Origin of the sequence: Achromobacter agilis (genome assembly GCF_900496965.1) — a bacterium.
Classification (GTDB): Bacteria; Pseudomonadota; Gammaproteobacteria; order Burkholderiales; family Burkholderiaceae_B; genus Achromobacter; species Achromobacter agilis.
This window is the reverse complement of sequence record NZ_UFQB01000001.1, coordinates 335,944-360,639: the sequence shown is the minus strand read 5'-3', so window position 1 is coordinate 360,639 and position 24,696 is coordinate 335,944. Positions and strand designations below refer to the sequence as shown.

Genomic DNA, 24,696 nt, shown 5'->3' with positions numbered 1-24,696 from the left:
ACCGCTAGCGGTCCTTGTCGCCGGGCGTCGGTTTGACGGGGGGAGGGCGCATGAAGCCGCCGATCTCGCGCAGGTGATCGGGCGCGCCGCGGTGCTCAGGGGCCTGGCGGCCGCTGCCCAGCGCGTCTTCGACGGGATGGTCCCGATGGTCGGCCAAGGGATCGTGGGCGGGCAGGGCGGACGGCGTGCCGTCGGAGAAGATACTGGGCGAACCGTCGCCGGGTGCGTCGAACAGCGCCAGCGGGTCGGTGACCGGCCGCGATACCGCGGCATCGCCCGGCGGCAGGTGCTGCAAGGGGTCTTCCGCGTTGCGTGCTTGCGCGGAATCCAGATCGAAGGGATGCGTGGATACGTCCGGCGCGCTGCCGACCGGCAGGGTTCCCGGTCCGATCAGGTCGGCGAAAACATCATCGTCGGCCGCTGCCGCCGCCGCAGTGGCCGCAGTGCTGCTGGCGGAGGCATCCGCCCGCAGCCGGTAGCCGCCGATCTCCACTTCGTCGCCCGGATTCAAGGGCACTTCCTGGTCCTGCACCACTACCTGGCCGTTGACGCTGACGGTGCTCATTGCGCTCAGGTTCAGCAGAAAGCCGTTGTCCGGGCCGCTGATGCGGATCGCCGCCTGCACGCGGCAGATCGCGCGCGCCGGATCCGGCAGCACCAGGTGGTTGTCGGGGCTGCGGCCCACGGTGCCGCCCGGCGCGGCGAACACGGCATGGATGGGTTCGAAGGCCGGATCGCCGGAATGTTGGAACACGGTGAGCTTCACGCCTGTCTCCTTGGCGCCGTCGGCGCGTCAGCGGGCTTGCGACGCCTGGGCCGACTGGAATGCCGGCCCCCACTGGGGATGCCCGATTTCATTGGGTGCGAGCTGGAACGAGGGCTGCAACTGCAGGATGCGGACGAACGTGTCTTCGCAAAGCTGGCGATAGTTGGTGACGCAGTAACTGAAGGCCTGGAGTTTGAGCGCCTCGACACGCGTGGGTGTCGGCGCGGTGGCGAGCGCGTCGGAGGTGGCGACGGTGCGGATCACGGTGCCGAAGCGGCTGGCGGCATATTCGTCGCGGACCTGCTGCAAGGCGTCGGCCGCTTGTGGCGAGGGAGTGGAAGCACAGGCGGCGAGCAGCGCCAGGCTGGAAATCAAGGTGATACGGACGGGCTGTTTCATGGCACGGGCGTGTCGTTTGAGGAAAGGAGGGAGCGTTTATCCCGCCGATGATAGCGGCCCGCCGCGGAAGGTATGCGTCGCGGCGTAACAGACGTGTGTGTTTTTATTTCCGAGGTCTTATGAGCGGTCTATTTCAACGAATGGCCTTGACGGGACGCCGCGCTGGAGCGCCGTTGCGGCGCTTCGCGCCGATCGTCGCGGGCGTGGCCGCCGCGGCGCTGCTCGCGGGATGCTCGTCGACCGCCAAGCGTGTGCCGGTGCCCTACGCCATTGAATTGCGCGCGGATCCGAAGGTGAACCAGAACGCCAGCGGCCGGCCGTCGCCGGTGCAGGTGACGATCTACGAATTGAAGTCCGCAAGCATCTTCGAGTCGCGCGATTTCTTCACCTTGCAGGGCGATGCGCACGCCGCGCTGGGCGCGGAACTGCTCAACGTCGACCAGGTGATCCTGCGGCCGGGCGAAACGAAGGTCGTGCAATACCCCGGCAATGCCGAGGCGCGCGTGATTGGGGTGGTGGCGGCCTACCGGGACCTAGAGCAAAGCAAATGGCGTCTGCTGGTGGCGCTGCCCGAGGCGCAGGACACCAATATCTACAAGGTCTGGCAGTTTTCGCCGAACGAGGAAACGGTGAAAGTCGCGGTCAAGCGCGACGGGCTGGAAGAAGTGGATCGCAGCCGTTCGTGGTGGCCCTTTTAGATGCGGATGAAGAGAACCGGACATGGTGAGCAAAGACAAAGTGATCTGGTCGGAGGGAATGTTCCTGCGGCCTCAGCATTTCCAGCAGCTTGAGCGCCATATGCTGCATGCGGCGCAGCAGCGCGCCACCGCGGTCCAGGGGTTCTTCTGGGGCTTCAGCCAGCTGGCGCTGGACCGGGACGCCCTGGCGATCGGCAAGGTGGTGCTGACGCAGGCGCAGGGCGTCATGCCCGACGGCACGCCCTTCGACTTCTCGCATCCGGATGCGGCGCCCGCGGCGTTCGAGGTGCCCGCGCGGACCCACGATGCGCGCGTGATGCTCGCGGTGCCTCGCGTGCGTCCGGGCGCCAGCGACGTCATCTACGAAGGCGAAGAGGACACGCTGGCCCGCTACCTGGTGCATGAGGCCGAGGTGGAGGACACCGGCTCGATGGCATTGGAACCCGCCCTGATGCAGCTGGGCCGGTTGCGCCTGCGCCTGATGCTGGAAGACGACCTGACCGAGGACTGGCTGGGCCTGGGCGTGGCGCGGGTAACCGAGCGCCGCGCGGACAACCGCGTGGTGCTCGATGAAGGCTACGTGGCACCGTGGCTGGCGGCGGGCGAACACCCGGTATTGCGCGGTTTCGTCAACGAGCTTCAGGGCTTGCTTGACGCCCGCAGCGAGGCGCTGGCCGCGCGCCTGTCGCAGCCCGGACGCGGTGGCGTTTCCGAGGTGTCCGATTTCATGCTCCTGGAGACGGTGAACCGCTATCTGGGCGCGCTGTGGCATGCGCGCCAGAGCCCCGCGCAGCATCCGGAGCGCCTGTTCCATGACTGGCTGATGCTGGCTTGCGACCTGTCTACCTTCACCTCCGCGGTGCGCCGGCCCGGCGTGCTGCCGGAGTACGTGCACGATGATCTGCAGGGCAGTTTTACCCCCTTGATGAATGAATTGCGCCGTTCGCTGTCGGCCGTGCTGGAGCAGCGCGCCTTGCAGATCCCCTTGCAGGACCGGGGCCAGGGCGTGCGCGTGGCGCAGATCCAGGACGCCGAGCTGTTGCAGACCGCCGGCTTCGTGCTCGCGGTGCATGCCGATCTGGCGGTGGAAACGGTGCGCGCGCGCTTTCCGGCCCAGGTCAAGATCGGACCGGTCGAGCGCATCCGCGACCTGGTGCACCTGCAATTGCCCGGCGTTGCAGTCCGGGCGCTGCCGGTGGCGCCGCGGCAGATTCCCTACAGCGCCGGGCACGTGTATTTCGAGTTGGATAAAGGCGGCGAATTCTGGAAGCAGCTGGAGCGGACCGGCGCGCTCGCGCTGCATCTGGCCGGCGACTTCCCCGGGCTGACGATGGAGTTCTGGGCGCTGCGCGATTGAGCGCGGCCAACCAGGCGGAGACGATTATGCATGCTTCGGATCACACCCTGTCCGGCCCGCCGGGCGGCCTGGGCGAGGGCAATGCCTCAGCCGCGGGCAGGCTGCGGCCCCACGATTACGTGATCAGCGGGACCAACCCGCTGGTGGCGGCCGCGAACCCCTTGCTGGACCTGATTCCGCAGATCCGCGCAACCGCGGCGCACCCGTCGCCGGCCATCCTGCGCGAGCATCTGCTGGACGAGGTGCGCCAGTTCGAGCTGCGCGCGCAGCAGGCCGGCATTCCCAATGAAACGATTCTGGGCGCGCGCTACTGCCTGTGCACCGCGCTGGACGAGGCCGCGGCGCTTACGCCGTGGGGCGGCGGCGGGGTGTGGTCGGCGCACAGCCTTCTGGTCACGTTCCACAACGAGACCTGGGGTGGCGAGAAGTTCTTCCAGCTGCTGGCCAAGCTGTCGCAGAACCCTGCGCAGCATCTGGACCTGCTGGAGCTGCTGTATTACTGCCTGCTGCTGGGCTTCGAAGGCCGCTATCGCGTCATCGACAACGGCCGCTCGCAGCTGGAGACGCTGCGCCAGCGGCTGCTCCGGATTCTGCGGGGCGCCCGGGGCGAGTACCCGCTGGCCTTGTCGCCCCATTGGCGCGATGCGCCGGCGCAGACGCCCTTGCGCCGGCTGCCCGTGCCCTTGTGGGTATTCGGCGCGCTGGCCGCCGTTCTGGCGCTGGCGCTGTACTGGGGCCTGGGCTGGCGGCTGGGCAGCCAGTCCGATGCCGTGTTCGCGTCCATCGGCCAGCTAAGGCCGCCCACCGTGCAGATCGCGCCGGCGGCGGTGAAACGGCCCGCGCCGGCGCCGCGGCTGGCGGTGTTCCTGGCGCCCGAGATCCGCGACCAGCTGGTGAGCGTGCGGGACGAGGTGGATCGCAGCGTCGTGGTGCTGCGCGGCGACGGCGTGTTCGAGTCCGGCGCCAGTTCCGTGCGCGATCAGTACCTGCCCGTCCTGTCGCGCGTGGCGGACGCCTTGCGCGAGACGCAGGGCAGCATCCTGGTCCGAGGCTATTCCGACAACACGCCGATGCGCAGCGCGCGCTTCCCGTCCAACTGGCACCTGTCGCAGGCGCGCGCGGATGCCGTCAAGGAGCTGCTGGAAAAACGCCTGGGGCAGACGACGAGGGTGCGGGCCGAAGGCCGCGGAGACGCCGACCCGGTCGCGCCCAACGATACGGCCGCGGGCCGCGCGCTGAACCGGCGGGTCGAGATAACCGTGCTTGTGCCGCCCGCGCCGCACGAGCTTGGCGCACAGGGAGGCCAGGAATGATCTACAAGCTGTTCGGATGGTTCTTCAGCCGTCGCGTGTGGAATTTCCTGGGGCTGGTCGCCCTGGCCGTGCTGATCTGGATCGCGGGGCCGCTCATTGCGATAGGCGCGGTACGGCCGCTGGAAAGCGAGACGGCCCGCATCGTTGTCATCGTGGCGATGTTCGGGATCTGGCTGCTGCGTCTCCTGTGGCGCAAGTGGCGGGAAGGGCGGTTGAACGCGCAGCTGCTGAGCCAGCTGCGCCGGCCGCGCCCGAGCGCCGAAAAGCCGCAGGAGGAGACGGCGGAGAACGACGAGATACGCCAGCTGGAAACGCGGTTCGATGAGGCCGTCGAACTGCTGCGCAAGACGCGCTTCGAGAATGGCGGCAAGCGCAGCGCGCTGGACCGTTTCTCCAAGCAGTACCTGTATCAGTTGCCCTGGTATGTGATCATCGGCGCGCCGGGGGCGGGCAAGACCACCGCACTGGTGAATTCCGGACTGAATTTTCCCCTGGCCGAGCGCTACGGAAAGGTGGCCCTGCGCGGCGTGGGCGGAACCCGGAATTGCGACTGGTGGTTCACCGACGACGCCGTGCTCCTGGATACGGCGGGACGCTACACCACGCACGAAAGCGATCCCACGGGCGACGAAGAAGAATGGCGCGGGTTCCTCGGCCTGCTGGCCAAGTACCGTGGCCGGCAACCGATCAATGGCGCGATGCTGACGGTCAGCGTTGAAGACCTGTTATCGGCGTCGGATGCGGAAAGGGCGCAGCATGCCGCGGTGTTGCGGCGCCGGCTCCAGGAACTGCGAGAGCAGCTGGGCATCGCGTTCCCGGTCTACGTGCTGGTCACCAAGACCGATCTTCTCTCGGGCTTCGAGGAGTATTTCGCGTCTTTCAGCCGCGACGAGCTAGCGCAGGTATGGGGGTTCACGCTGCCTTACGCGCGCACGCAGGAGCCCGGCTTTGATCTGTACGAGGCCTTTCACGCCGAGTACGCCTTGTTGCAGCGACGCCTGGATGACGCCTTGCCCGAGGTGGTGGCGGCCGAGAGCGATCCGTCGCGGCGCGCGCTGGCCTACATGTTGCCGCAGCAATTCGCCGGCCTGCAGGCCATCCTGGGCCATTTCCTGAGCGATGTCTTCGCCACGTCGAAATTCGAGGCCCGGGTCGTGCCGCGCGGGGTGTACTTCACCAGCGGCACGCAGGGCGGCGAGACCTTCGATCAGGTGACCGGCCATCTCAAGCGCTATCTGCGCATCGATGGCGGCGCCGCGCCGGCGCCGAGCGTGCCAGGCGAGGCCGAGGGCCGCAGCTACTTTCTGAAGAACCTGCTGCAGGACGTCATCTTCCGCGAGGCGGGCCTGGCGAGCCGCAACCTGCGCTGGGAACGCCGTTACCGGCAGCTGCATTGGGCGGGGTATGGGCTGGTCACGGCGGCGGTTCTTGCCCTGATTGCGGGTTGGACGCTGAGCTACCGCAACAATTCGGCCTATGTAGAGGAAGTGGCGCGCCGGGTGCCCGCGGTGGAGAAGCTGACGCGCGAGATCAAGATCACGCGCACGGGCGACCTGCTGGGCCTGATGCCCTTTCTGAACAGCCTTTGGTATCTGCCGCAGCACGAAGGCTTCGAGATCGACAACCCGCCGCTCGGCTACCGCTACGGCCTCTATCAGGGGCAGAAGCTGCAGGCGGCGGCCCAGGGCGTTTACGGCAACACGCTGGACCAGGTGCTGCTGCCGCAGGTCGCGCGGCGCGTCGAGGCTGCGCTGCGGGACGCGTCGGCCAGCGACCTGGAGTATTCGTACGAGGCGCTGCGGGCCTATCTGATGCTGTACGAGGCCGACCGCTACGATGCGGAGTTCATGCACGCGTGGCTGCTTTCGGACATGCAGGCCACGCTGCCGGAAGGCTATACGCGGCGCGAGTACGAACAGCTGTCGCTGCACCTGCGCAATCTGACGCAAAGCCATGTGCTGGCCTCGCCGTTTCCGAAGGACGACGCGCTGGTGGCGCAGGCGCGCGAAAAGCTGGCGCGCTATACGCTGGCGCAGCGGGCCTACAGCCGCCTGCGCCGCACCTTGGCCAATATCGATGCCGCGCCCGAGAGCACGGTGGTGACGCTGGGAGGCGCGCAGGCCAGCGCGGTGTTCGTGCGCAAGAGCGGCAAGCCCTTGAGTCAGGGCATTCCCGCGCTCTACAGCTATCGGGGCTATTGGGACGTGTTCAACAAGCGCGTGGCCAGCGTCGCGGAGGTGCTGCGGTCGGACGATGCGTGGATACTGAACATCCCGTTGCGGGGACAGTTGGACCCCTCCGCGCAGCGCCAGCTGGTGGTCGACATCAAACGCCTGTACATGAATGACTACGTGGCGCAGTGGGACGGCTACCTGAACGACCTGCAACTGGCGCCCAGCAAATCGCTGCTGCAGAACATCCAGATGGCGCGCACCTTGTCGGCGCCGGAGTCGCCGCTAGTGCAACTGGTGCGAGGCGTCGCGCGCGAAACCTCGCTGCTGCGGGATTCGGGCAAGGAGGACCGGTCGCTGGTCGATCAGGCGCGCGACCGCGTCAGCAGTACGCGCGAAGCGCTGGAGCAGATGTTCGGTCCGACGGGGCCGGGCGCCGCCACGCGCGCGGACGCGTCGGACGAGAAGCTGGAACGCATCGTGGACCAACATTTCGAACCCTATCGCCGCCTGGCGCAGGGAGAGGGCGGAGCGGCGGGCATGACGGCGCCCATCGCCGCCACGACGGGCCTCATCAACGAACTCTATACCTACCTGACCGCGGCGGATGCGGCCTTGCGCAGCGGCAGTCCGGCGCCCAGTTCCGACTCGGTGACGAAGCTACGGGCCGAGGCCGGACGCTTGCCGGAACCGCTGCGCGATGTGCTCAATGCACTGTCGGTGAACGCATCCGGCGAAGTATCGGACGTGGCGAGGGCGCGCATGGGCGAGACCGTATCCGCCACGATCGGCGTGTTCTGCGGCCAGTCGGTGTCCGGACGCTATCCGTTTTCCAGCCGGTCGGCGCGCGACGTGGCGCCCAACGATATGGCGCGCCTGTTCGGCCCCAACGGCCTGATGGACGATTTTTTCCAGAAGAACCTGGCAACCCAGATCGATGTGTCCGGCCAGCGCTGGCGCTTCAAGCCCGGGATCGACGGGCGGTCTGGCGAGAATTCGGCCACGCTGGACGCATTCCAGCGCGCGGGCGTTATCCGCGACGTGTACTTCATGGCGGGAAATCCCATGCCGTCCTACCGGGTCGCCATCCGGCCCGTGGAGATGGATGCGGGCATTACCCAGTTCGTGATGGACGTGGACGGCCAGGCGGTGCGCTACGCGCACGGCCCGCAGGTCGCCACCACCGTGCAATGGCCCGGCCCCCGCGGCAGCAACCAGGTGCGCATCGAGCTGACGCCGCAAGAAGGGGCGGCGGGCATGACGACGTCGGGCCCGTGGGCGCTGAACCGCATGCTGGACCGCGCGCAGCTGCGCCGAGGCTCAACGCCGGAGGTCACCCTGGCCACTTTCGATCTGGGCGGGCGCAAGGTCGTGCTGGAGATCACCGCCAGCAGCGTCAAGAGCCCTTTCCATCTGGCCGAAATGCAGGCTTTTGCCTGCCCCGGCGCCTCGTGAACAGGATATGGACATGGAGCTAGGAGTGGAGCGTGAGCGTGTGGGCTGGTACGGCAAGATTCCGGCGGCGGGCGACTTCGTGCATCGGCGCCTGCCGCGCGAGCTGATCACTTGGTGGGACCGTTGGCTGCAGTTCGGCCTGGCGGCGCTGAAGCAGGCGCCGGACGCCACGGCGGCGCGCGGGTTCGCGTCGGCGCCGATCTGGAACTTCGCCATTCCGTCGGGGCCGGGCGCGGGCGTCGCGCAATTGGGATGCATCACGCCCAGCCGCGACCGCGTGGGCCGCGGCTATCCCTTGTGCGTCGTCATGGCCGTGCCGCCCGCGCAGTACCACAGCAGCATCCTGGACGGCGCCAGCGACTACTACCGGCAGATCGGCGCCAGCATGCTGGCCGCGGTACGCCACGGTTGCCCAGCCGAACAGTTCGACCGCAGCCTGCAGCAGGTGCGCATGCCGGCCGCCGCGCCAGGCGTGTCCGCGCGGCCGGCGGGCAGCGACATCATGGACATCCTGAGCGCGGGCCGGGAACAGGAGTCGGCGCCGTTGGCGCGGCGCGCGCTGGGCGCCTGGCCCGACCTGCCGTTCTGCTTCAACCCCAGTTCCCACACGAGCTACTGGTGGACCAACCAGACGGACGGCGCGGCGTTGCAGACCTACGTGCATGGCGGGGCGCTGAACGCCACCCTGTTTGCCCGATTGTTCTCGTCGTTGCCGACGTGGCATCCCTGAATCCTGCCGGAGGACCGCGCATGTTCCAGACTTCAGCTATGCCGCCGGACCCGGGCGTGTCTGGCGTTTCTCCTGACCCGGGCGCAGCGCACTTCGACGATCTTGTCCGCTTGCCGCCGGGGCCGCGTCGCCAAGCGGCGATCCTGGAGGTCGTCGCCGGCGTGGCCACATCCCTGGCGGCGCTGCATGAGAGGGGCCGGGCGCACGGCGGCATCTGCCCGGATACCGTGACGCTCGATCCGTCTGGCCGGGCCGTCCTGGCCGCGCCTGCGGATGCCTGGCCAGACGACGAAGACGCGCCCCGGCAGGCGGGTTACGCCGCGTTCGAACAATACACGGACGACCCCGCCTATCCCTGCGGTCCGTGGACCGATGTTTACGGCTTGGCGGCGCTGGCCTTTTTCCTGGCGGCGGGCAGTGCGCCGCCAAGCGCGCTGGCGCGCCGCGTGCGCGACGATTACCAGCCGCTGGACGAAGGGATGGCGGGCGCGTACGGCGAGGCGTTCTGCGCCGCCGTCGACCGCGGGCTGGCGATGCCGTTGCGCGCGCGGCCCCGGGCCGCAATGGAACTGGCCGAGGCGATGGGGGCATTCCCGCCGCCGCCGGAGGCGCCCATGGCGGACCAGGACCTGGTTACGCCCTCGTTGATGACGGAGGCTCCGGCCGTCGGCGAGGTTTCCCCGCCGCCAGCGGCGGTGCGCCTGACGGCGATGCGGCCGGAACATCCGGCTCGCGGCAGGCGTGTCCTGCCCTGGGCGCTGGCATGCCTGCTGCTGGCGGGGGGCGCGTATGGCTGGATCCAATGGGCCCAGCCGCCGGTGCAGCTTGCCGGCACGCCGCCGGTTGCACAGCCTGCGCCCGCTGCGCCTACGCCCGCGTCACCCGCTCCCGCGGCTGAGTCCGCCCCGGCCCAGCCTGCCCCCGAGCGGCCCGTCGAGCCGGCCAGCGGGGCCACCGAGCCGGCGCCGCTCTCCGGCGGACCCGCCACTGCCGGTGCGACGGCCGATCCGCCCGGCGCCGCGCCGCAGGCCGCGGCCAATCCCGACACCGCCGTCGATCCGCTCGCCCCGCTCGGGTCGCAGGCGCCCGGGGCCGCCGCGCCAGGGCCGGCAGCGATTCAACCGGCCCCGCCCGAACCGGCCGCGCCGGTGGCGCAGGAGCCCCCCAAGGCGGCGCCCGTCACGGTGCGCGTGGCGGTGCGCCCCTGGGGAGAGGTGCTGGTAAACGGCCGTTCGCGAGGCGTGAGCCCGCCGTTGCGCGAGCTGTCGCTGGCGCCGGGACGCTATCAGGTGACGGTGCGAAACGCCTCGGCGGGGGAACACCGCATGACCTTGACGGTGGCGCCGGGCAAGCCCGCCGCGATTACGCACCAGTTCGAGTGAGGGGGATGGCGCGCTCGCACGCCGTGCGCGGGCCGCGCCGCCCTTGACCGGCGCCGGTCAGGGCAGGGTGGATTCGCCCTTGAGCAGATCGTCCAGCGTTTCGCGCCGGCGCACCACGTAGTGCTTGTCGCCGTCGACCATGACTTCGGCCGCGCGGGGACGGGCGTTGTAATTGCTGGCCATGGCCATGCTGTACGCGCCCGCGGATTCCACCGCCAGCACGTCGCCTTGTTCGATGACCAGCTTGCGCTGCCTGGCCAGCCAGTCGGCGCTTTCGCAGACCGGGCCCACGACGTCGTAGACGGTTTCTTGGCCGGCGCGGGGATGCACGGGGCGTATGCCGTGGAAGGCCTCGTATAGCGCGGGGCGCAGCAGGTCGTTCATGGCCGCGTCGACAATGGCGAAATTGCGCGCTTCCGAATGCTTGAGATACTGGACCGTGGTCAGCAGCACGCCGGCGTTGCCCACGAGCGAGCGGCCGGGTTCCAGCACCAGGTGCAGGTGCCCCAGGCCGCGCGCTTCCAGGCGTTCGAAGACGTGGTCGAGCAGTGCCTTGGGCGAAGGCGGGGTTTCATCCGTATAGCGGATGCCCAGGCCGCCTCCCAGGTCCAGATGGTTGATCCGGATACCCGCCTGGGCCAGTCTTTCGATCAGGTCCAGCAGTTTTTCGAGCGCGTCGAAATAGGGGCTGATGTCGGTGAGCTGCGAGCCGATATGGCAGTCCACGCCCACGATTTCCAGGCCAGGCAGCGATTGGGCGCTGCGGTAGACGTCCAGCGCCGATTCGATGGCGATGCCGAACTTGTTTTCCTTCAGGCCGGTGGAAATATAGGGATGGGTCTGCGCGTCCACGTCCGGGTTCACCCGGAGCGAAACGGGCGCGCGCACGCCCATGCCCTGCGCGACTTCCGACAGCCGGCGCAATTCGGCTTCGGATTCCACGTTGAAACATTTAACCTTGGCCGCGAGCGCATTGCGCATTTCCCAGGCCTGCTTGCCCACGCCTGAAAACACGATGCGGGATGGATCGGCGCCGGCCGCCAGGGCGCGCTTGAGCTCGCCGCCCGAAACGATGTCGAATCCCGCGCCCAGGCGCGCGAATTCCTTCAGGACGGCCAGGTTGGAGTTGGCCTTCATGCCGTAGCAGACCAGCACCGGGCGCTGCCCGACGGCGCTGCGGTAGGATTCCCAGGCTGCCTTCAGCGCGGCGCGCGAATAGACATACAGCGGCGTGCCCAGCCGCTCGGCCAGGTGGCTCAGCGGCACATCCTCGGCGTACAGGACGTTGTTGCGGAACTGGAAGTACGGATGTCCGGCCAGTTCAGGCTGCGCGGGGAATCGGGAGGTCATAGAATCGGAGGTGCCGGCGGTATCGGCACCGTTTGCTGCTGCTGTTGCGAGCCCGAAGGCGGCTTGCCGTCCGGCGTCGGCATGTACAACGGCCCCTTGTACCCGCAGGCCGCAACCATGCCGGTCGTCACGAGCGTGGCTACAATGCGAAGAGCCATGCGGCTGAATGCCAATTGGAACACTGGGAACTCCGTAATTCTTGCAGGCTCGATTATGACCGAAACCGAATTTCTTGCGTTGATCGACCAGGTGCTGGACAGCATCGAAAGCCAGGCCGATGACTGGGCGGCTTCGCTTGACGTCGATGTCGAAACCAGCCGCAGCGGCAATGTGCTGACCATGGTTTTCGAAGACAATACCCACGTCGTGGTGAACAGCCAGGCTGTCATGCAGGAGCTGTGGGTCGCGGCGCGCAGCGGGGGCTTTCACTACCGCTACGATGGCCTGCACTGGAACGATACCCGAGGCGGCCCGCAATTGCCGGACGCGTTGTCGCAGATCTGCTCTGCGGCGGCTGGCGTTCCGGTGACGATACGCCTGTAGGCATCGCGCAGCACGCCGCGTGCCTGACGCCCCCTCCTGGGGGCGTTTTCGTTTGTCACCTGAAACACGAAAAAAAACCGGCCCATCGGGCCGGTTTTTCGTGCCTGGGCGTCAGAAGGGGATTTTCTGCGACCAGGGGGCGTTGTTCTGCGTGCCTACGCCCGGCGCGACCTTGATGCGGGTTTCCTCGCTGGTGCTGCCGGTCAGGCCGTTGAGGAACTCGCCCAGGGTGTCGGCCTCGGGCAGGCCCAGGCGCGCGACGGCCTGGCCCGGCGGGAATTCCGAGAAATAGAACTCGCCGTTTTCCACGAGCAGGCCGTCGGGACGGGGGCGGGGTTTCTCTTCGGGCACGCCCTTGAGCACCGTCTGCATGTAGTCGACCCAGATCGGCATGGCGACGCCGCCGCCGGTTTCGCGCGAGCCCAGCGACTTGGGCTGGTCGAAGCCCAGCCACGCGGTGGCGACCAGCGAGGGGGTGTAGCCGGAGAACCAGGCGTCCACGGATTCGTTGGTGGTGCCGGTCTTGCCGGCGATGTCGTTGCGCTTGAGCAGGACGCGCGCGCGGGCGGCGGTGCCGTAGGTGGCCACGCCGCGCAGGATGTCGTCCATGACCCAGGCGGTGCGCGGATCGATGGCGCGCGCCGCGGCGTCGCCGGCCACGACCGGCTTGGACTGCATGATGACCTTGCCGTTGCTGTCGGTGACGCGGTCGATCAGGTAGGGCGTGACGCGGTAGCCGCCGTTGGCGAACACCGAGAAGGCACCGGCCAGCTGCAGCGGGGTGACCGAGCCCGCGCCCAGCGCCAGCGGCAGCACGGCGGGCTGGCGGGCCTTGTCGAAGCCGAAGCGGGTCAGATAGTCCTGCGCGTACTGCGGGCCGATGGCCTGCAGGATACGGATCGACACCATGTTCTTGGACTTGTACAGGCCCTGGCGCAACGTCAGCATGGGCTCGTACTGGTTGCCGTAGTTCTTCGGGTTCCAGGCCTTGGAGCCCGTCTGCGCCGCGGTCAGCTCGAACGGCTGGTCCGAGATCTGCGTGGCCGGCGTCAGGCCGCGCTCCAGCGAGGCGGCGTAGATGAACGGCTTGATGTTCGAGCCCGGCTGGCGCCAGGCTTGCGTCACCCGGTTGAAGTTGCCGCGGTAGAAGTCGAAACCGCCCACCATGGCGCGGATGGCGCCATCCTGCGGCGACAGCGCCACGAAGGCGGCCTGCACCGCCGGCAGGTTGATGATTTCCCAGTTGTCGCCGAACTTGCGGATGTAGACCACCGAGCCGCGCTTGATGCGCTGGTCGGGCTTGGCCTTGTCATTCAGCGCGCGCGCCACCACGCCCAGCACCTTCTTGTCGGTGACGGTGATGATTTCGCGCGAGCTGCGGGCCAGCTTCACTTCGGTGGGGCTGGCCGACAGCACCAGCGCGGTCAGCAGGTCGCCGCTGTCGCCGAACTTGTCGAACACGCCGTCCAGGAACTCGTCGAGCGCCTGGGGGTTGTTTTCGGTGCCGGGAGGCAGGTCCAGCTGTTCCTCGGGCCCGGGGTAGGGCGCGCGGCGCGTGTATTCCAGCACGCCTTCGCGCACGGCGCGGTAGGCCGCTTCCTGGTCCTTGGACTGCACCGTGGTGTAGATATTGATCCCGCGGGAGTAGACGTTGTCCTGGTAGACATTGAACAGCAGCTGGCGCGCCAGTTCCGCCACGTACTCGCCGTGGATCGAATAGCCGCCGGCCGGCGTGCCTTCGGCCGACTTCATGACGATGGGCTGGGCCATCGCCTGCTTGTACTCGGGTTCGGTCAGGTAGCCCAGGGAGTGCATGCGGCCCAGCACGTAGCGCTGGCGGAGCTCGGCCCGGGGACGGTTCGAAATCGGGTTGAAGCGCGAGGGGGCCTTGGGGATGCCGGCGAGCATGGCGGCTTCGGCGGGGGTGACCTCGGACAGGGGCTTGCCGAAATAGGTGCGCGAGGCGGCGGCGAAGCCGTAGGCGCGGTGACCCAGGTAGATCTGGTTCATGTAGAGCTCGAGGATCTGGTCCTTGGTGAGCTCGGATTCAATCTTGAAGGTCAGCAGCAGTTCGTAGAACTTGCGGGAATAGGTTTTTTCCGAGGACAGGTAGAAGTTGCGGGCCACCTGCATCGTGATCGTGCTGGCGCCCTGCGTCTTCGACATGTTGATCAGGTTGGTCAGGCCCGCCCGCACCACGCCGGCCCAATCGATCCCGCCGTGCTGATAGAAGCGGTCGTCCTCGGCCGCCAGCACCGCGGATTTCATCACGTCCGGAATCTCGTTGAAGCGCAGCACGTTGCGGCGTTCTTCGCCGAACTCGCCGATCAGGACGCGATCCGCCGTATAAACGCGCAGCGGCACCCGGGGGCGGTAGTCCGTCATGGCGTTCAGGTCCGGCAGGTTCGGCCAGGCCAGTGCGAGCGCCATTCCCGCGAGCAGCACGCCGCACAGGAACAGGCCGGCAAAGAAGATGCCGGTCTTGACGAAGAATCGCAGTATCGGGGAGCCGCTCTTGGAGGGCTTGTCTTTCTTGGAGGAATTCTGGGGCTTGCTCATCGCGGCGATTTTACGGGTATCTCCGGTCCGGGCTTAGCGCGGGGGACCGGTTTCTGTAACAAGATTGTTCAGTGTGGTGCGCGGGCAACTGGCGGCAAATGTGATAATGCCGGCATGAACGTTTCCGCTATCTCATGTCCGGAGGCTGCCCCGGACCCGGCGTCCCCGGGCGAGACGCCCGAAAACCTGCCTTGCACCACGGAGTGCGCGGGCGGGACCGTGTCGCTGCCGCACGACTTGCCTGTCTTCCTGGTTGGGATGATGGGCGCAGGCAAAACGACCATAGGCCGTGGCCTGGCGCGTGCGCTGGGACGCGAGTTTGTGGATCTGGATCATGAGCTCGAGGCGCGTTGCGGCGTGCGGGTGCCGGTAATCTTCGAAATCGAGGGCGAAGCCGGTTTCCGTCGCCGGGAAGCTGCCGCCTTGGAAGAGTGTACCCAACGGCGCAACATTATTCTTGCCACCGGCGGGGGCGCCATCCTCGCGGCGGAGAACCGCCTGCGCCTGCGGGAGCGCGGCATCGTCGTCTACCTGCGGGCCAGCGTGGACGAATTGTTTCGCCGCACTTGCCGCGATCGCAACCGTCCCCTTCTGGCCACGGCGGATCCGCGCGGCACCCTGCGCGACCTGATGACCCTGCGGGAACCCCTCTATAAGGAAGTGGCCGATATGGTCGTGGAAACCGGCTCTATGCCCGTCCACACCCTGGTCAAGGCCCTGCTGCCGCAATTACAAACTTTTGAGAAGCGCATATGAACGTTGTTCACGTCGACACCCCGGGCGGAAGCTACCCCATCCATATCGGCCCGGGCCGCCTTGATGCCCTGGACCAGTGCATTCCCGCCGACGCCACCGCGATCGCCGTGGTCACCAACCCGACCGTCGCCGCCCTCTATGGCGAGCGCGCCGAAGCCGCGCTGGCGCGGACGGGCAAGCGGGTGCTCCGCATTGAATTGCCGGACGGCGAGGCCTACAAGGATTGGCAATCGCTCAACCTGATCTTCGACGCCCTGCTGGCCCAGCGCCTGGACCGCCGCTGCGTGCTGGTGGCGCTGGGGGGCGGCGTAATCGGCGACATGACCGGTTTCGCCGCCGCGGTATACATGCGCGGTGTGCGTTTCCTGCAGGTGCCCACGACGCTGCTGGCCCAGGTGGATTCCTCGGTGGGCGGCAAGACCGCCGTCAACCATCCGCTGGGGAAGAACATGATCGGCGCGTTCTACCAGCCGATCGCCGTCGAGATCGATACCGACGTGCTGGGCACCCTGCCGGCGCGCGAGGTTTCCGCGGGCCTGGCCGAAGTGATCAAGTATGGGCTGATCCTGGACCCGGCGTTCTGGTCCTGGTGCGAAGAAAATGCGCAGAAGCTGCGCGCGCTGGATCCGGAAGCGGTCGCCTACGCCATCCGCCGGTCGTGCGAGCTCAAGGCGCAGGTGGTGGGCAAGGACGAGCGCGAGTCCGGCTTGCGCGCCATCCTGAACCTGGGCCATACCTTCGGCCACGCCATTGAGTCCGGCCTGGGCTACGGCGCCTGGCTGCACGGCGAAGCGGTCGGCTGCGGCATGGTGCAGGCCGCCGAGCTGTCGGCGGACGTCGCCGGCTTCGACCGTGGCGACGTGGCGCGCGTGCGCGCCCTCGTGGCCGCCATCGGCTGCCCCGCCGTGGCGCCGGACCTGGGGGCGGACCGCTGGCTGGAGCTGATGCAGGTCGACAAAAAGACCGAAGGCGGCTCGATCCGCTACGTGCTCATGACCCGCATCGGCGAAGCCGTCACGCAGGCGGCCCCCGACGATGCCGTGCGCGCCGTCCTGGCCCGCACCACCCAATAGACGCGAGGGAGACGGTGTTGCAGATGAAAGAGTTGGCTTCCTATGCATCCCACCCGTCTCAATCGCGCGGGCGGACTTACGCCGAGCCGCCACCGGAAAATCGGACGGAGTTTCAGCGCGACCGTGACCGAATCGTCCATTCCGGCGCGTTCCGGCGCCTGGAATACAAGACCCAGGTCTTCGTGAACCACGAAGGCGACCTGTTCCGCACCCGCCTGACCCACAGCCTGGAAGTCGCCCAGATCGCGCGCACCCTGGCGCGCAGCATGGGCTTGTCCGAAGACCTGACCGAAGCCATCTCGCTGGCCCATGACCTGGGCCACACGCCGTTCGGCCACGCGGGCCAGGATGAACTGAACGCCTGCATGCGCGAGCTGGCGCCGGAGGCCGGCGGCTTCGAGCACAACCTGCAGAGCCTGCGGGTAGTGGACGAGCTGGAAGAGCGCTATGCCGACTTCAACGGCCTGAACCTGTGTTTCGAAACCCGGGAAGGCATCCTGAAGCACTGCTCGGCCGCGCATGCGCGCCAGCTGGGCGAGGTGGGCGAGCGCTTCCTGAACCGCACGCAGCCGTCGCTGGAGGCCCAACTGGCCAACCTGGCGGACGAAGTCGCCTACAACAACCACGATATCGACGACGGCCTGCGCTCCGGGCTGATCACGCTGGAACAGCTGAAGGACGTGTCGATCTTCGAGCGCCACCACGCCTACGTGCTGGAACGCTACCCCGGCCTGGCCCCGCGCCGCGCGGTGGCCGAAACCATACGCCGGATGATCAATACACTGATCGTCGATCTCACGCAGACTTCGCTGGCGCGCATACGCGAATTCGCGCCCGCCACCGCCGACGACGTGCGCCGTGCCCCGCTGCTGGCGAGTTTTTCGGACGAGATCCGGCGCGAGGCGGATGAACTGAAGAAGTTCCTGTTCGACAACCTCTACCGCCACTACCGCGTCCTGCGCATGACGACCAAGGCGCGGCGCATCGTGCGCGAACTGTTCGTCGCGTTCCTGGACGATCCGCGCCTGCTGCCGCCCGACTACCGGCGGCCGGCCTTCAACGAACAGGCCCGCGCGATTGCCGACTACATCGCCGGCATGACGGACCGGTACGCCATCCGCGAACACCGGCGCCTGTTCGAGATGAGCTAGCGTCGGCCGCCCGGCGCAGGCGCCGCGGCGTCAGGCCGCCAGGTAGCGCTGGGCCAGCAGCACCCAGTAGGCCGCGCCCACGGGCAGGCTGTGATCGTTGAAATCGTAGCCGGGGTTATGCACCATGCAGGCGCCATGGCCGCTGTTGAAGCCGTCCGGCGAGCCGTCGCCGTTACCGACCAGCAGGTAGGAACCAGGCACTTCCTCGAGCATGAACGCGAAATCCTCGCTGCCGGTCAGCGGCCGGGTCTGCGGATCCACCTTGCCGGCGCCCACGAGCTCCACCGCCACCTGCCGCGCGAAGTCGGTCTCGGCCTGGGTATTCACCAGCACGGGGTAGCCGCGGTTGTAGTCGATGGCCGCCCGCACCTGGTAGCTGGCAGCCTGGCTGTGGACGAGTTCGGTGATGCGCGCCTCCAGCGTGTCGCGCACCTGGCGATCGAGCGCGCGGACGCTGAGCTTCAGCGTCGCCGTCTGGGGGATGACGTTGTTGGCCTTGCCGGCATTGAACGCGCCGACCGTGATTACGGCCATGTGCAGCGGATCGATGTTGCGGGCGACGATGCTCTGCAACCCCAGGACGATGGCCGATCCGGCGACGACGGGATCGGCGGCGCGGTGCGGCACCGCGCCGTGTCCGCCCACACCCTCCAATACGATGGTGACGTTGTCGGACGACGCCATGGTGGGGCCGTCGCGCAGCAGCAGATGCCCTTGCGGATGGCCCGGCATGTTGTGCATGGCGAAGATGGCGTCGCACGGATACTTGCGGAACAGCCCGTCTTCCATCATCCGCTTGGCTCCGCCCAGGCCTTCCTCGGCGGGCTGGAAAATCAGGTTCAGGGTGCCGCTGAAATCGCCGTGCCGGGCCAGGTGATGGGCCGCGGCCAGCAACATCGCCGTATGGCCGTCATGGCCGCAGGCGTGCATGACGCCTTCGTTGCGGCTGGCATGCTCCAGGCCCGTGGCTTCCTGGATGGGCAGGGCGTCCATGTCGGCGCGCAGGCCCAGGCGTTTGGCGCCATCGCCGCGGCGCAACTGCCCGACCACGCCGGTCCCGCCCAGTCCGCGCTCCACTTCGTAGCCCCACTGCGTCAGGCATTGCGCCACCAGGTCGCTGGTGCGGAATTCCTGGAAGCCGAGTTCGGGATTGCGGTGGATGTCCCGGCGGATCGAGACGAACTCGTCTGCCTGGGCGGTCATGGTCTGCAGGATCGGATGCATGTCGGGTCTTTCCTCGGGTAGGGAGCGTTCAGGGCGTGCCGGCCAGTTTCACGTGGCTGGAGATTTCGCGGAAGCGCTCGGTCTCGGCGCGGTACATGGTGTCCGCCTGCTCGGCGCTCATCGGCGCCGAGACTTCGATGTTCTGGTATGTCAGGCTCTGCTTCACCGCGGGGTCCTGCATGGCGGCGTTGAGCGCGGCCTGCAGTTGCGCGACCACGGCTTCCGGCGTGTCGCGCTTGACGAAATAGCCGGTCCAGGTGGTGAAGTTGAAGCCTTTGAGCAACTGGCCTTCATTGACCGACGGAACGGCCTTGAGGGCCGGAAGCGTGCTGCGCTGCGGGTCCAGGCTGGCCAGCAGCTTGACGCGGCCTTGTTCGGCCAGTGCCATCTGCTGCTGGGACAGGGGCAGGATGGCGATGTCCACCTGGCCGCCGCCGAGGTCCTGCATCAGCGGCGCGCCTCCCTTGTAGGGCACGTGGACCATGTTGGCGCCGATGGTGCGGGCCAGGTGCTCGCCCAGGACGTGGTACAGCGAACCCACCCCCACGCTGCCGAACGTGAGCGGCTGCGTGGCCGATCGCGAGCGCGCCAGCGTGACCAGTTCATCGGCGGTCGCCGCCGGCAGATCGCTGCGCGCCACGATGACCATGGGCGCCATGCCGATCATCTGCACCAGGCGGAAATCCTCGCTCTTGAGCTTCACCGCCGGATTGGCAATGGGCGAAAGAATCAGCTCGTTGGGCGACCCCTGGAACAGGTAATAGCCGTCGGATTTGGCGGCCAGCACCTTCTGTGCGCCCAGCGCGCCGCTGACGCCGCCCAGGTTCTCCACCAGCACGGGCTGGCCCAGCTGTTTGGACACGGGCGGGGCCACCACGCGGGCGATGGCATCGGACGTGCCGCCCGCCGGATACGGCACCATCATCATCACGGGCCGGTTCGGATAGTCGGCGGCCAGGGCGGCCGGGCCCGACAGCGCCGCGCCCAGCGCCACCGCACAGCCGGCGAGACGCAGGCGGTCGAAAAGCTTGCTCACGAGTTTCCCCTTTTTGGAATGTGGTGTCGTGAACGGCATGCTAGGGACAGCCATCGCCAGTTGTCTAACGAATTGTTATTCTGGAAGCTAGAAAAAAAACTCATACTTGAGTGGAAATCCCCGGCATGAACCTCAAGCAGCTCGAACATCTGCTGGCGGTGGCCGAAGCAGGCTCATTCAGCCGCGCCGCCGAACGCCTGCACCTGACCCAGTCGGCGCTCAGCCGCAGCATCCGAATACTGGAAGAGGATCTGGGGGCGAGGCTGCTGGACCGCATGGGCAAGCGCACGGAACTGACGCCGCTGGGCCTGACAGTCGCCGGCCGCGCCCGCCGCATCCTGTTCGAATCGGCCGAATTGCGTCGCAGCGCCGAATTGCTGACCCAGGGGGACAGGGGAGCCATCAGCATCGGCCTGGGCTCGGGCCCGGGCGCCATGCTCATGACGCCCTTGCTGGCGCACGTTGCGCAGCGCTATCCGCAATTGCGCCTGGAAGTGATGCGCGGTTCGCTGGAAGCCCACCTGGCGCTATTGCGCCAGCGGCGGCTGGATGCGCTGGTGGTGGATACCCGCGGCATCGTGCCGGCGGCCGATCTGCGCATCGAGCCCGTGTCGCAGATGCGGGCAGGCTTCATCTGCCGCCCGGGGCATCCGCTGGCCCGCGCGGCGCGTCCGCCGCGCTTCGCGGAGATTGCGTCCTATCCCTTGGCGTCCACCTTCCTGGCGGCGGATACGGAGCGGATCCTGGTTGAACACTTCGGCGTCGAGGCGGACCCGCAAACCTCGGTGCGCCTGCGTTGCGACGAAATCGGCAGCCTGCTCGAGGCCGTGCGCGTGTCGGACGCGGTTTTCCTGGGCATCGTGGGGGCGGCCCGGGCGGGCATCGAGGCAGGGGAGTTGGCGGAACTCCCGGCCGATCCGCCGCTGCGCAGCCACGCCCTGTTCGCGCTGGTGACCCTGACGGGTCGCACAGAGGCGCCCGCGATGGGGCTGCTGCGAGAATTCGTGGCCGAGCGGCTGCGCGACTGAGGCGGGCCGGGCGGCCGTCAGCGGTGCTTGCGGTAGGGTTCGTCTTCGGGCACGAAGGTGGCTTCGGTGCGCGCCTCTTCCATCCACGACTGCATGGCCGGCAGGGCCAGCACGGCGTCCATGTAGTCGCGCACCGGGCCCGCGGCGGCGATGCCGTAGGTCGTGAACCGGGAGACCACGGGTGCGAAGAACGCGTCGGCGATCGAGAACGCGCCGAACAGGAACGGCCCGCCGCTGCCGAATTCGGCGCGCGTGTCCTGCCAGATGGCATGCATGCGGGAGATGTCCTGGCGCGCGGCCTCGGGCAGCTCGATGCCTGGGAGGTGCGCTTCGACGTTCATGGGCAAGGCCTGGCGCAGCGCGCCGAAGCCGCTGTGCATTTGCGCCGCCAGCGAGCGCGCCCGCGCGCGTGCGCGGACGTCTTGCGGCCACAGGCGCGCTTCGGGATGGCGTTCGGCCGCGTATTCGCAGATGGCCAGGGAATCCCAGATGGCGAAGTCGCCATCCAGCAGCACGGGCACCAGGCCCGCGGGCGTGACGGTGCTCAGGCGGCGCGTGAACGCCTCGGTGGTCAGGCCCAGCTTCTGCTCTTCGAAGCCGATGCCTGCGGCGCGCAGGGCGATCCACGGGCGCATGGACCAGGAAGAGTAGTTCTTGTTGCCGATGATCAAGGTGTACATGCCGCTATCCCTTACGCGTTGAGTGTCCGGACTGCTGATCCGGCGCGCGGCGCAGCAGCTTGCCCAGGTATTGCCCGGTATGGCTGGCCTCGGCCGCCGCGACATCTTCCGGCGTGCCTTGCGCCACCACGCGGCCGCCGCCATCGCCGCCTTCAGGCCCCATGTCCACGACCCAGTCGGCCGTCTTGATGACGTCCAGGTTGTGTTCGATGATGAGCACCGTGTTGCCGCTGTCGACCAACTGGTTCAGCACCTGCAACAGTAGCTCGATATCCCGGAAATGCAAGCCCGTCGTGGGCTCGTCCAGGATGTACAGCGTACGGCCGGTGCTGCGGCGGGACAGTTCCTGCGACAGCTTCACGCGCTGCGCTTCGCCGCCCGACAGGGTGGTCGCGCTTTGGCCCAACCGGATGTACGACAGGCCCACGTCGATGAGGGTGTGCAGCTTGCGGGAGATGGCGGGCACGGACTCGAAATACTCGAGCGCCTGCTCCACCGTCAGGTCCAGCACTTCGCTGATGTTGCGGCCGCGGTAGCGGATCTCCAGCGTTTCGCGGTTGTAGCGCTTGCCGTGGCAGACGTCGCAAGGCACGTACATGTCGGGCAGGAAGTGCATTTCCACCTTGACCACGCCGTCGCCCTGGCAAGCCTCGCAGCGGCCGCCCTTGACGTTGAAGCTGAAGCGCCCGGGATCGTAGCCGCGGGTGCGCGCTTCGGGCACGCCCGCGAAGAGCTCGCGGATCGGCGTGAAAAGGCCGGTGTAGGTGGCCGGGTTGCTGCGCGGCGTGCGGCCGATAGGGCTCTGGTCCACGCTGATGATCTTGTCGAAATTCTCCAGCCCCTGCATTGACACGTACGGCGCGGGTTCGCTCTGCGCATGATGCAGCTGGCGCGATACGGCGACGGCCAGTGTGTCATTGACGAGGGTGGACTTGCCCGACCCGGAAACGCCGGTCACGCAGACCAGGCGGCCCGACGGGATGCGCAGATCCACGTTCTTCAGGTTGTTGCCGCTGGCGCCCGACAGGACCAGCCAGGGCAGCTCGCCGTCGATGGGGCGGCGTTCCGGGATCGCGATGGCGCGCGCGCCGCTTAGGTACTGGCCGGTCAAGGAGCCGGGATCGCGCTGCACGGTCTCCGGATCGCCTTGCGCCACGACTTCACCGCCGTGCTCGCCAGCGCCCGGCCCCATGTCCACGACCCAGTCGGCCATGCGGATCATGTCTTCGTCGTGCTCGACGACGATGACGCTGTTGCCGAGATCGCGCAGGTGCTGCAAGGTGCCGATCAGGCGGTCGTTGTCGCGCTGGTGCAGGCCGATGGAGGGTTCGTCCAGCACGTACATCACGCCCGTCAGGCCCGAGCCGATCTGGCTGGCCAGGCGGATGCGCTGCGCTTCCCCGCCGGAGATGGTGTCGGCGCTGCGGTCCAGGGACAGATAATTCAGGCCCACGTTGTTCAGGAAGCTCAGGCGCGCTTCGATCTCGCGCACGATGCGCTGCGCGATCTCCTGCTTGGCACCGGTCAGGCTGAGGTCGCGGAACCATGACAGACAGGTCGACAGCGGCATCGCCTCGACTTCATAAATGGCCTGGCCATAACGCTCGCCGCCGCGCGGATCGTGGCCGATCAGCACGTTGCGCGCTTCCGGACGCAGGCGCGAGCCAGCGCAGTCCGGGCAGGTCTTGATGTTGCGGTACTTGCCCAGTTCTTCTCGCACGGTGGCCGAATCGGTTTCGCGCCAGCGGCGTTCCAGGTTCGGGATGACGCCCTCGAAGGTGTGGCGCTTGACCGTGCTGCGGCCCTTCTCGTTCAGGTAGAGGAACGAGATTTCCTCTTCGTCCGAGCCGTACAGCACTTTTTCGCGCAGCGTTTCCGGCAGCTCCTCGAAGGGCGCCTCGATGTCGAATTCGTAGTGGGCCGCCAGGCTGGTCAGCAGCGAATGGGTGAACGCATTGCGGCGGTCCCAGCCGCGGATCGCGCCCGCCGCCAGACTCAGTTCCGGGAAGGCGACCACGCGCTTGGGGTCGAAGAAGCCGACCTGGCCGATGCCGTCGCAACTGGGGCAGGCGCCCATGGGGTTGTTGAAGCTGAACAGGCGCGGTTCCAGCTCGGGCAGGCTGTGGCTGCATACCGGGCAGGCATAGCGGCTGGAGAAGACCTGTTCGCGCCCGTCGTCCATGTCCAGCGCCAGCGCCCGGCCGTCGGCCAGCTGCAGCGCGGTCTCGAAGCTCTCGGCCAGACGCTGCTTGCTCTCGGCCTTGATGCGCAGCCGGTCGATCACGACGTCGATGTCGTGCTTTTCGGTTTTCTTCAGCGGCGCCATGCCGTCGATTTCCATCATCTGGCCATCGACGCGCAGACGCACGTAGCCCTGCGCTTGCAGGCTGGCGCATTCGTCCTCGAAGCTGCCCTTCTTGCCTCGGGCGATCGGCGCCAGCACGGCCAGGCGGGTTTCCGGCGCCCAGGCCAGCACCGCGTCCACCATTTGGCTGACGCTTTGCGCCTGCAGTGGCAGGCCGTGGTCCGGACAATAGGGGGTGCCGACCCGCGCATACAGGAGGCGCAGGTAGTCGTGGATCTCGGTAATGGTGCCGACGGTGGAACGCGGGTTGTGCCCGGCCGCCTTCTGCTCGATCGAGATGGCCGGCGACAGGCCTTCGATCAGGTCCACGTCCGGCTTGTCCATCAGTTGCAGGAACTGCCGGGCGTAGGCGGAAAGGCTTTCCACGTAGCGCCGCTGGCCTTCCGCGTACAGGGTGTCGAATGCCAGGGAAGACTTGCCCGAACCGGACAAGCCGGTGACGACCACCAGTTTGTGGCGCGGCAGGTCCAGCGAGACGTTCTTGAGGTTGTGGGTGCGGGCACCCCGAATGCGTATCGCGTCCATCGGGCTCTTTTAAGCGGTTTCAAAGGCCAACTTGGTACTATAGCGCGCCGAATCCCCCTGCGTTCGGGGCAGTCCTTCCGCCCGGATTGGCCCAGGGCCGGCGCCGCACCGCCAAATCAGACCGTGAGCGTATGA

Annotated in this window: 20 protein-coding genes; 11 read left to right on the top strand and 9 right to left on the bottom strand. The window is 67.6% G+C overall.

The window, feature by feature from the left end; translation table 11 throughout:
- Window positions 1–4: 4 nt before the first annotated feature.
- Window positions 5–766 (bottom strand): FHA domain-containing protein, encoded by a 762-nt coding sequence (locus AGI3411_RS01735; RefSeq protein WP_129525715.1) that lies wholly within the window; start codon window positions 764–766, stop codon window positions 5–7.
- A gap of 27 nt (window positions 767–793) precedes the next feature.
- The gene (locus AGI3411_RS01730; RefSeq protein WP_129525714.1) at window positions 794–1,165 is read right to left on the bottom strand and encodes a TssQ family T6SS-associated lipoprotein; all 372 of its coding nucleotides are present in this window, start codon (window positions 1,163–1,165) and stop codon (window positions 794–796) included.
- A 140-nt stretch (window positions 1,166–1,305) separates the two neighbouring features.
- Here AGI3411_RS01730 and tssJ point away from each other — a divergent pair, with 140 nt between their 5' ends.
- The 6 genes from tssJ to AGI3411_RS01700 are packed head-to-tail and all read left to right on the top strand — an operon-like array spanning window position 1,306 to window position 10,271.
- Entirely contained in the window at window positions 1,306–1,863 is a 558-nt protein-coding gene (gene tssJ / locus AGI3411_RS01725) for a type VI secretion system lipoprotein TssJ (RefSeq protein ID WP_129525777.1), read from the top strand.
- Window positions 1,864–1,885: 22 nt separating this feature from the next.
- Window positions 1,886–3,220, top strand: coding sequence for a type VI secretion system baseplate subunit TssK (gene tssK, locus AGI3411_RS01720; protein ID WP_129525713.1), 1,335 nt, complete (start codon window positions 1,886–1,888; stop codon window positions 3,218–3,220).
- 26 nt (window positions 3,221–3,246) lie between these two features.
- Window positions 3,247–4,533, top strand: a complete 1,287-nt coding sequence (locus tag AGI3411_RS01715) for a DotU family type VI secretion system protein (RefSeq protein WP_244240224.1) — start codon at window positions 3,247–3,249, stop codon at window positions 4,531–4,533.
- Entirely contained in the window at window positions 4,530–8,159 is a 3,630-nt protein-coding gene (tssM, locus tag AGI3411_RS01710; protein ID WP_129525712.1) for a type VI secretion system membrane subunit TssM, read from the top strand. Before AGI3411_RS01715 ends, tssM begins: the two co-directional genes overlap by 4 nt.
- Window positions 8,160–8,172: 13 nt before the next feature.
- Entirely contained in the window at window positions 8,173–8,889 is a 717-nt protein-coding gene (gene tagF / locus AGI3411_RS01705; RefSeq protein ID WP_129525711.1) for a type VI secretion system-associated protein TagF, read from the top strand.
- Window positions 8,890–8,909: 20 nt separating this feature from the next.
- Complete coding sequence (locus tag AGI3411_RS01700; RefSeq protein ID WP_129525710.1) at window positions 8,910–10,271, top strand: serine/threonine-protein kinase; 1,362 nt, start codon at window positions 8,910–8,912, stop codon at window positions 10,269–10,271.
- 57 nt (window positions 10,272–10,328) lie between these two features.
- On the opposite strand, the gene lysA is transcribed toward AGI3411_RS01700, so the two are convergent.
- Window positions 10,329–11,621, bottom strand: a complete 1,293-nt coding sequence (lysA, locus tag AGI3411_RS01695; RefSeq protein ID WP_129525709.1) for a diaminopimelate decarboxylase — start codon at window positions 11,619–11,621, stop codon at window positions 10,329–10,331.
- The gene (gene lptM / locus AGI3411_RS01690; RefSeq protein ID WP_279638341.1) at window positions 11,618–11,779 is read right to left on the bottom strand and encodes an LPS translocon maturation chaperone LptM; all 162 of its coding nucleotides are present in this window, start codon (window positions 11,777–11,779) and stop codon (window positions 11,618–11,620) included. Before lptM ends, lysA begins: the two co-directional genes overlap by 4 nt.
- Window positions 11,780–11,834: 55 nt before the next feature.
- Here lptM and cyaY point away from each other — a divergent pair, with 55 nt between their 5' ends.
- On the top strand, window positions 11,835–12,164 hold the full coding sequence (cyaY, locus tag AGI3411_RS01685) for an iron donor protein CyaY (protein ID WP_129242275.1): 330 nt from the start codon (window positions 11,835–11,837) through the stop codon (window positions 12,162–12,164).
- 111 nt (window positions 12,165–12,275) lie between these two features.
- Here cyaY and AGI3411_RS01680 read toward each other — a convergent pair whose 3' ends face one another.
- Complete coding sequence (locus tag AGI3411_RS01680; protein ID WP_129525707.1) at window positions 12,276–14,723, bottom strand: penicillin-binding protein 1A; 2,448 nt, start codon at window positions 14,721–14,723, stop codon at window positions 12,276–12,278.
- A gap of 114 nt (window positions 14,724–14,837) precedes the next feature.
- Here AGI3411_RS01680 and AGI3411_RS01675 point away from each other — a divergent pair, with 114 nt between their 5' ends.
- Genes AGI3411_RS01675 through AGI3411_RS01665 form a run of 3 tightly spaced genes read left to right on the top strand, consistent with a single transcriptional unit; the run spans window position 14,838 to window position 17,703 of the window.
- The gene (locus AGI3411_RS01675; protein ID WP_129525706.1) at window positions 14,838–15,479 is read left to right on the top strand and encodes a shikimate kinase; all 642 of its coding nucleotides are present in this window, start codon (window positions 14,838–14,840) and stop codon (window positions 15,477–15,479) included.
- Window positions 15,476–16,552 carry a 3-dehydroquinate synthase gene (aroB, locus tag AGI3411_RS01670; protein ID WP_129525705.1) on the top strand — a complete coding sequence of 359 codons (1,077 nt, stop codon included), beginning with the start codon at window positions 15,476–15,478 and terminating at the stop codon, window positions 16,550–16,552. The genes AGI3411_RS01675 and aroB overlap by 4 nt, the downstream gene beginning before the upstream one ends.
- 23 nt (window positions 16,553–16,575) lie before the next feature.
- A complete protein-coding gene (locus AGI3411_RS01665) occupies window positions 16,576–17,703 on the top strand; it encodes a deoxyguanosinetriphosphate triphosphohydrolase (protein ID WP_165359032.1) in 1,128 nt (375 codons plus the stop codon).
- 30 nt (window positions 17,704–17,733) lie between these two features.
- Here the strand turns inward: AGI3411_RS01665 and AGI3411_RS01660 are convergent, their stop codons facing one another.
- On the bottom strand, window positions 17,734–18,927 hold the full coding sequence (locus AGI3411_RS01660; RefSeq protein ID WP_129525703.1) for a M20 aminoacylase family protein: 1,194 nt from the start codon (window positions 18,925–18,927) through the stop codon (window positions 17,734–17,736).
- Between the two features lie 28 nt (window positions 18,928–18,955).
- Entirely contained in the window at window positions 18,956–19,963 is a 1,008-nt protein-coding gene (locus AGI3411_RS01655; RefSeq protein ID WP_244240223.1) for a tripartite tricarboxylate transporter substrate binding protein, read from the bottom strand.
- A gap of 125 nt (window positions 19,964–20,088) precedes the next feature.
- On the opposite strand from AGI3411_RS01655, the gene AGI3411_RS01650 reads away from it, so the two are divergent.
- Entirely contained in the window at window positions 20,089–20,991 is a 903-nt protein-coding gene (locus AGI3411_RS01650) for a LysR family transcriptional regulator (RefSeq protein WP_043544508.1), read from the top strand.
- A 17-nt stretch (window positions 20,992–21,008) separates the two neighbouring features.
- Here the strand turns inward: AGI3411_RS01650 and AGI3411_RS01645 are convergent, their stop codons facing one another.
- Window positions 21,009–21,671 carry a glutathione S-transferase family protein gene (locus tag AGI3411_RS01645; RefSeq protein ID WP_129525702.1) on the bottom strand — a complete coding sequence of 221 codons (663 nt, stop codon included), beginning with the start codon at window positions 21,669–21,671 and terminating at the stop codon, window positions 21,009–21,011.
- 4 nt (window positions 21,672–21,675) lie between these two features.
- Window positions 21,676–24,561, bottom strand: a complete 2,886-nt coding sequence (uvrA, locus tag AGI3411_RS01640; RefSeq protein ID WP_129525701.1) for an excinuclease ABC subunit UvrA — start codon at window positions 24,559–24,561, stop codon at window positions 21,676–21,678.
- Between the last annotated feature and the right edge of the window lie 135 nt (window positions 24,562–24,696).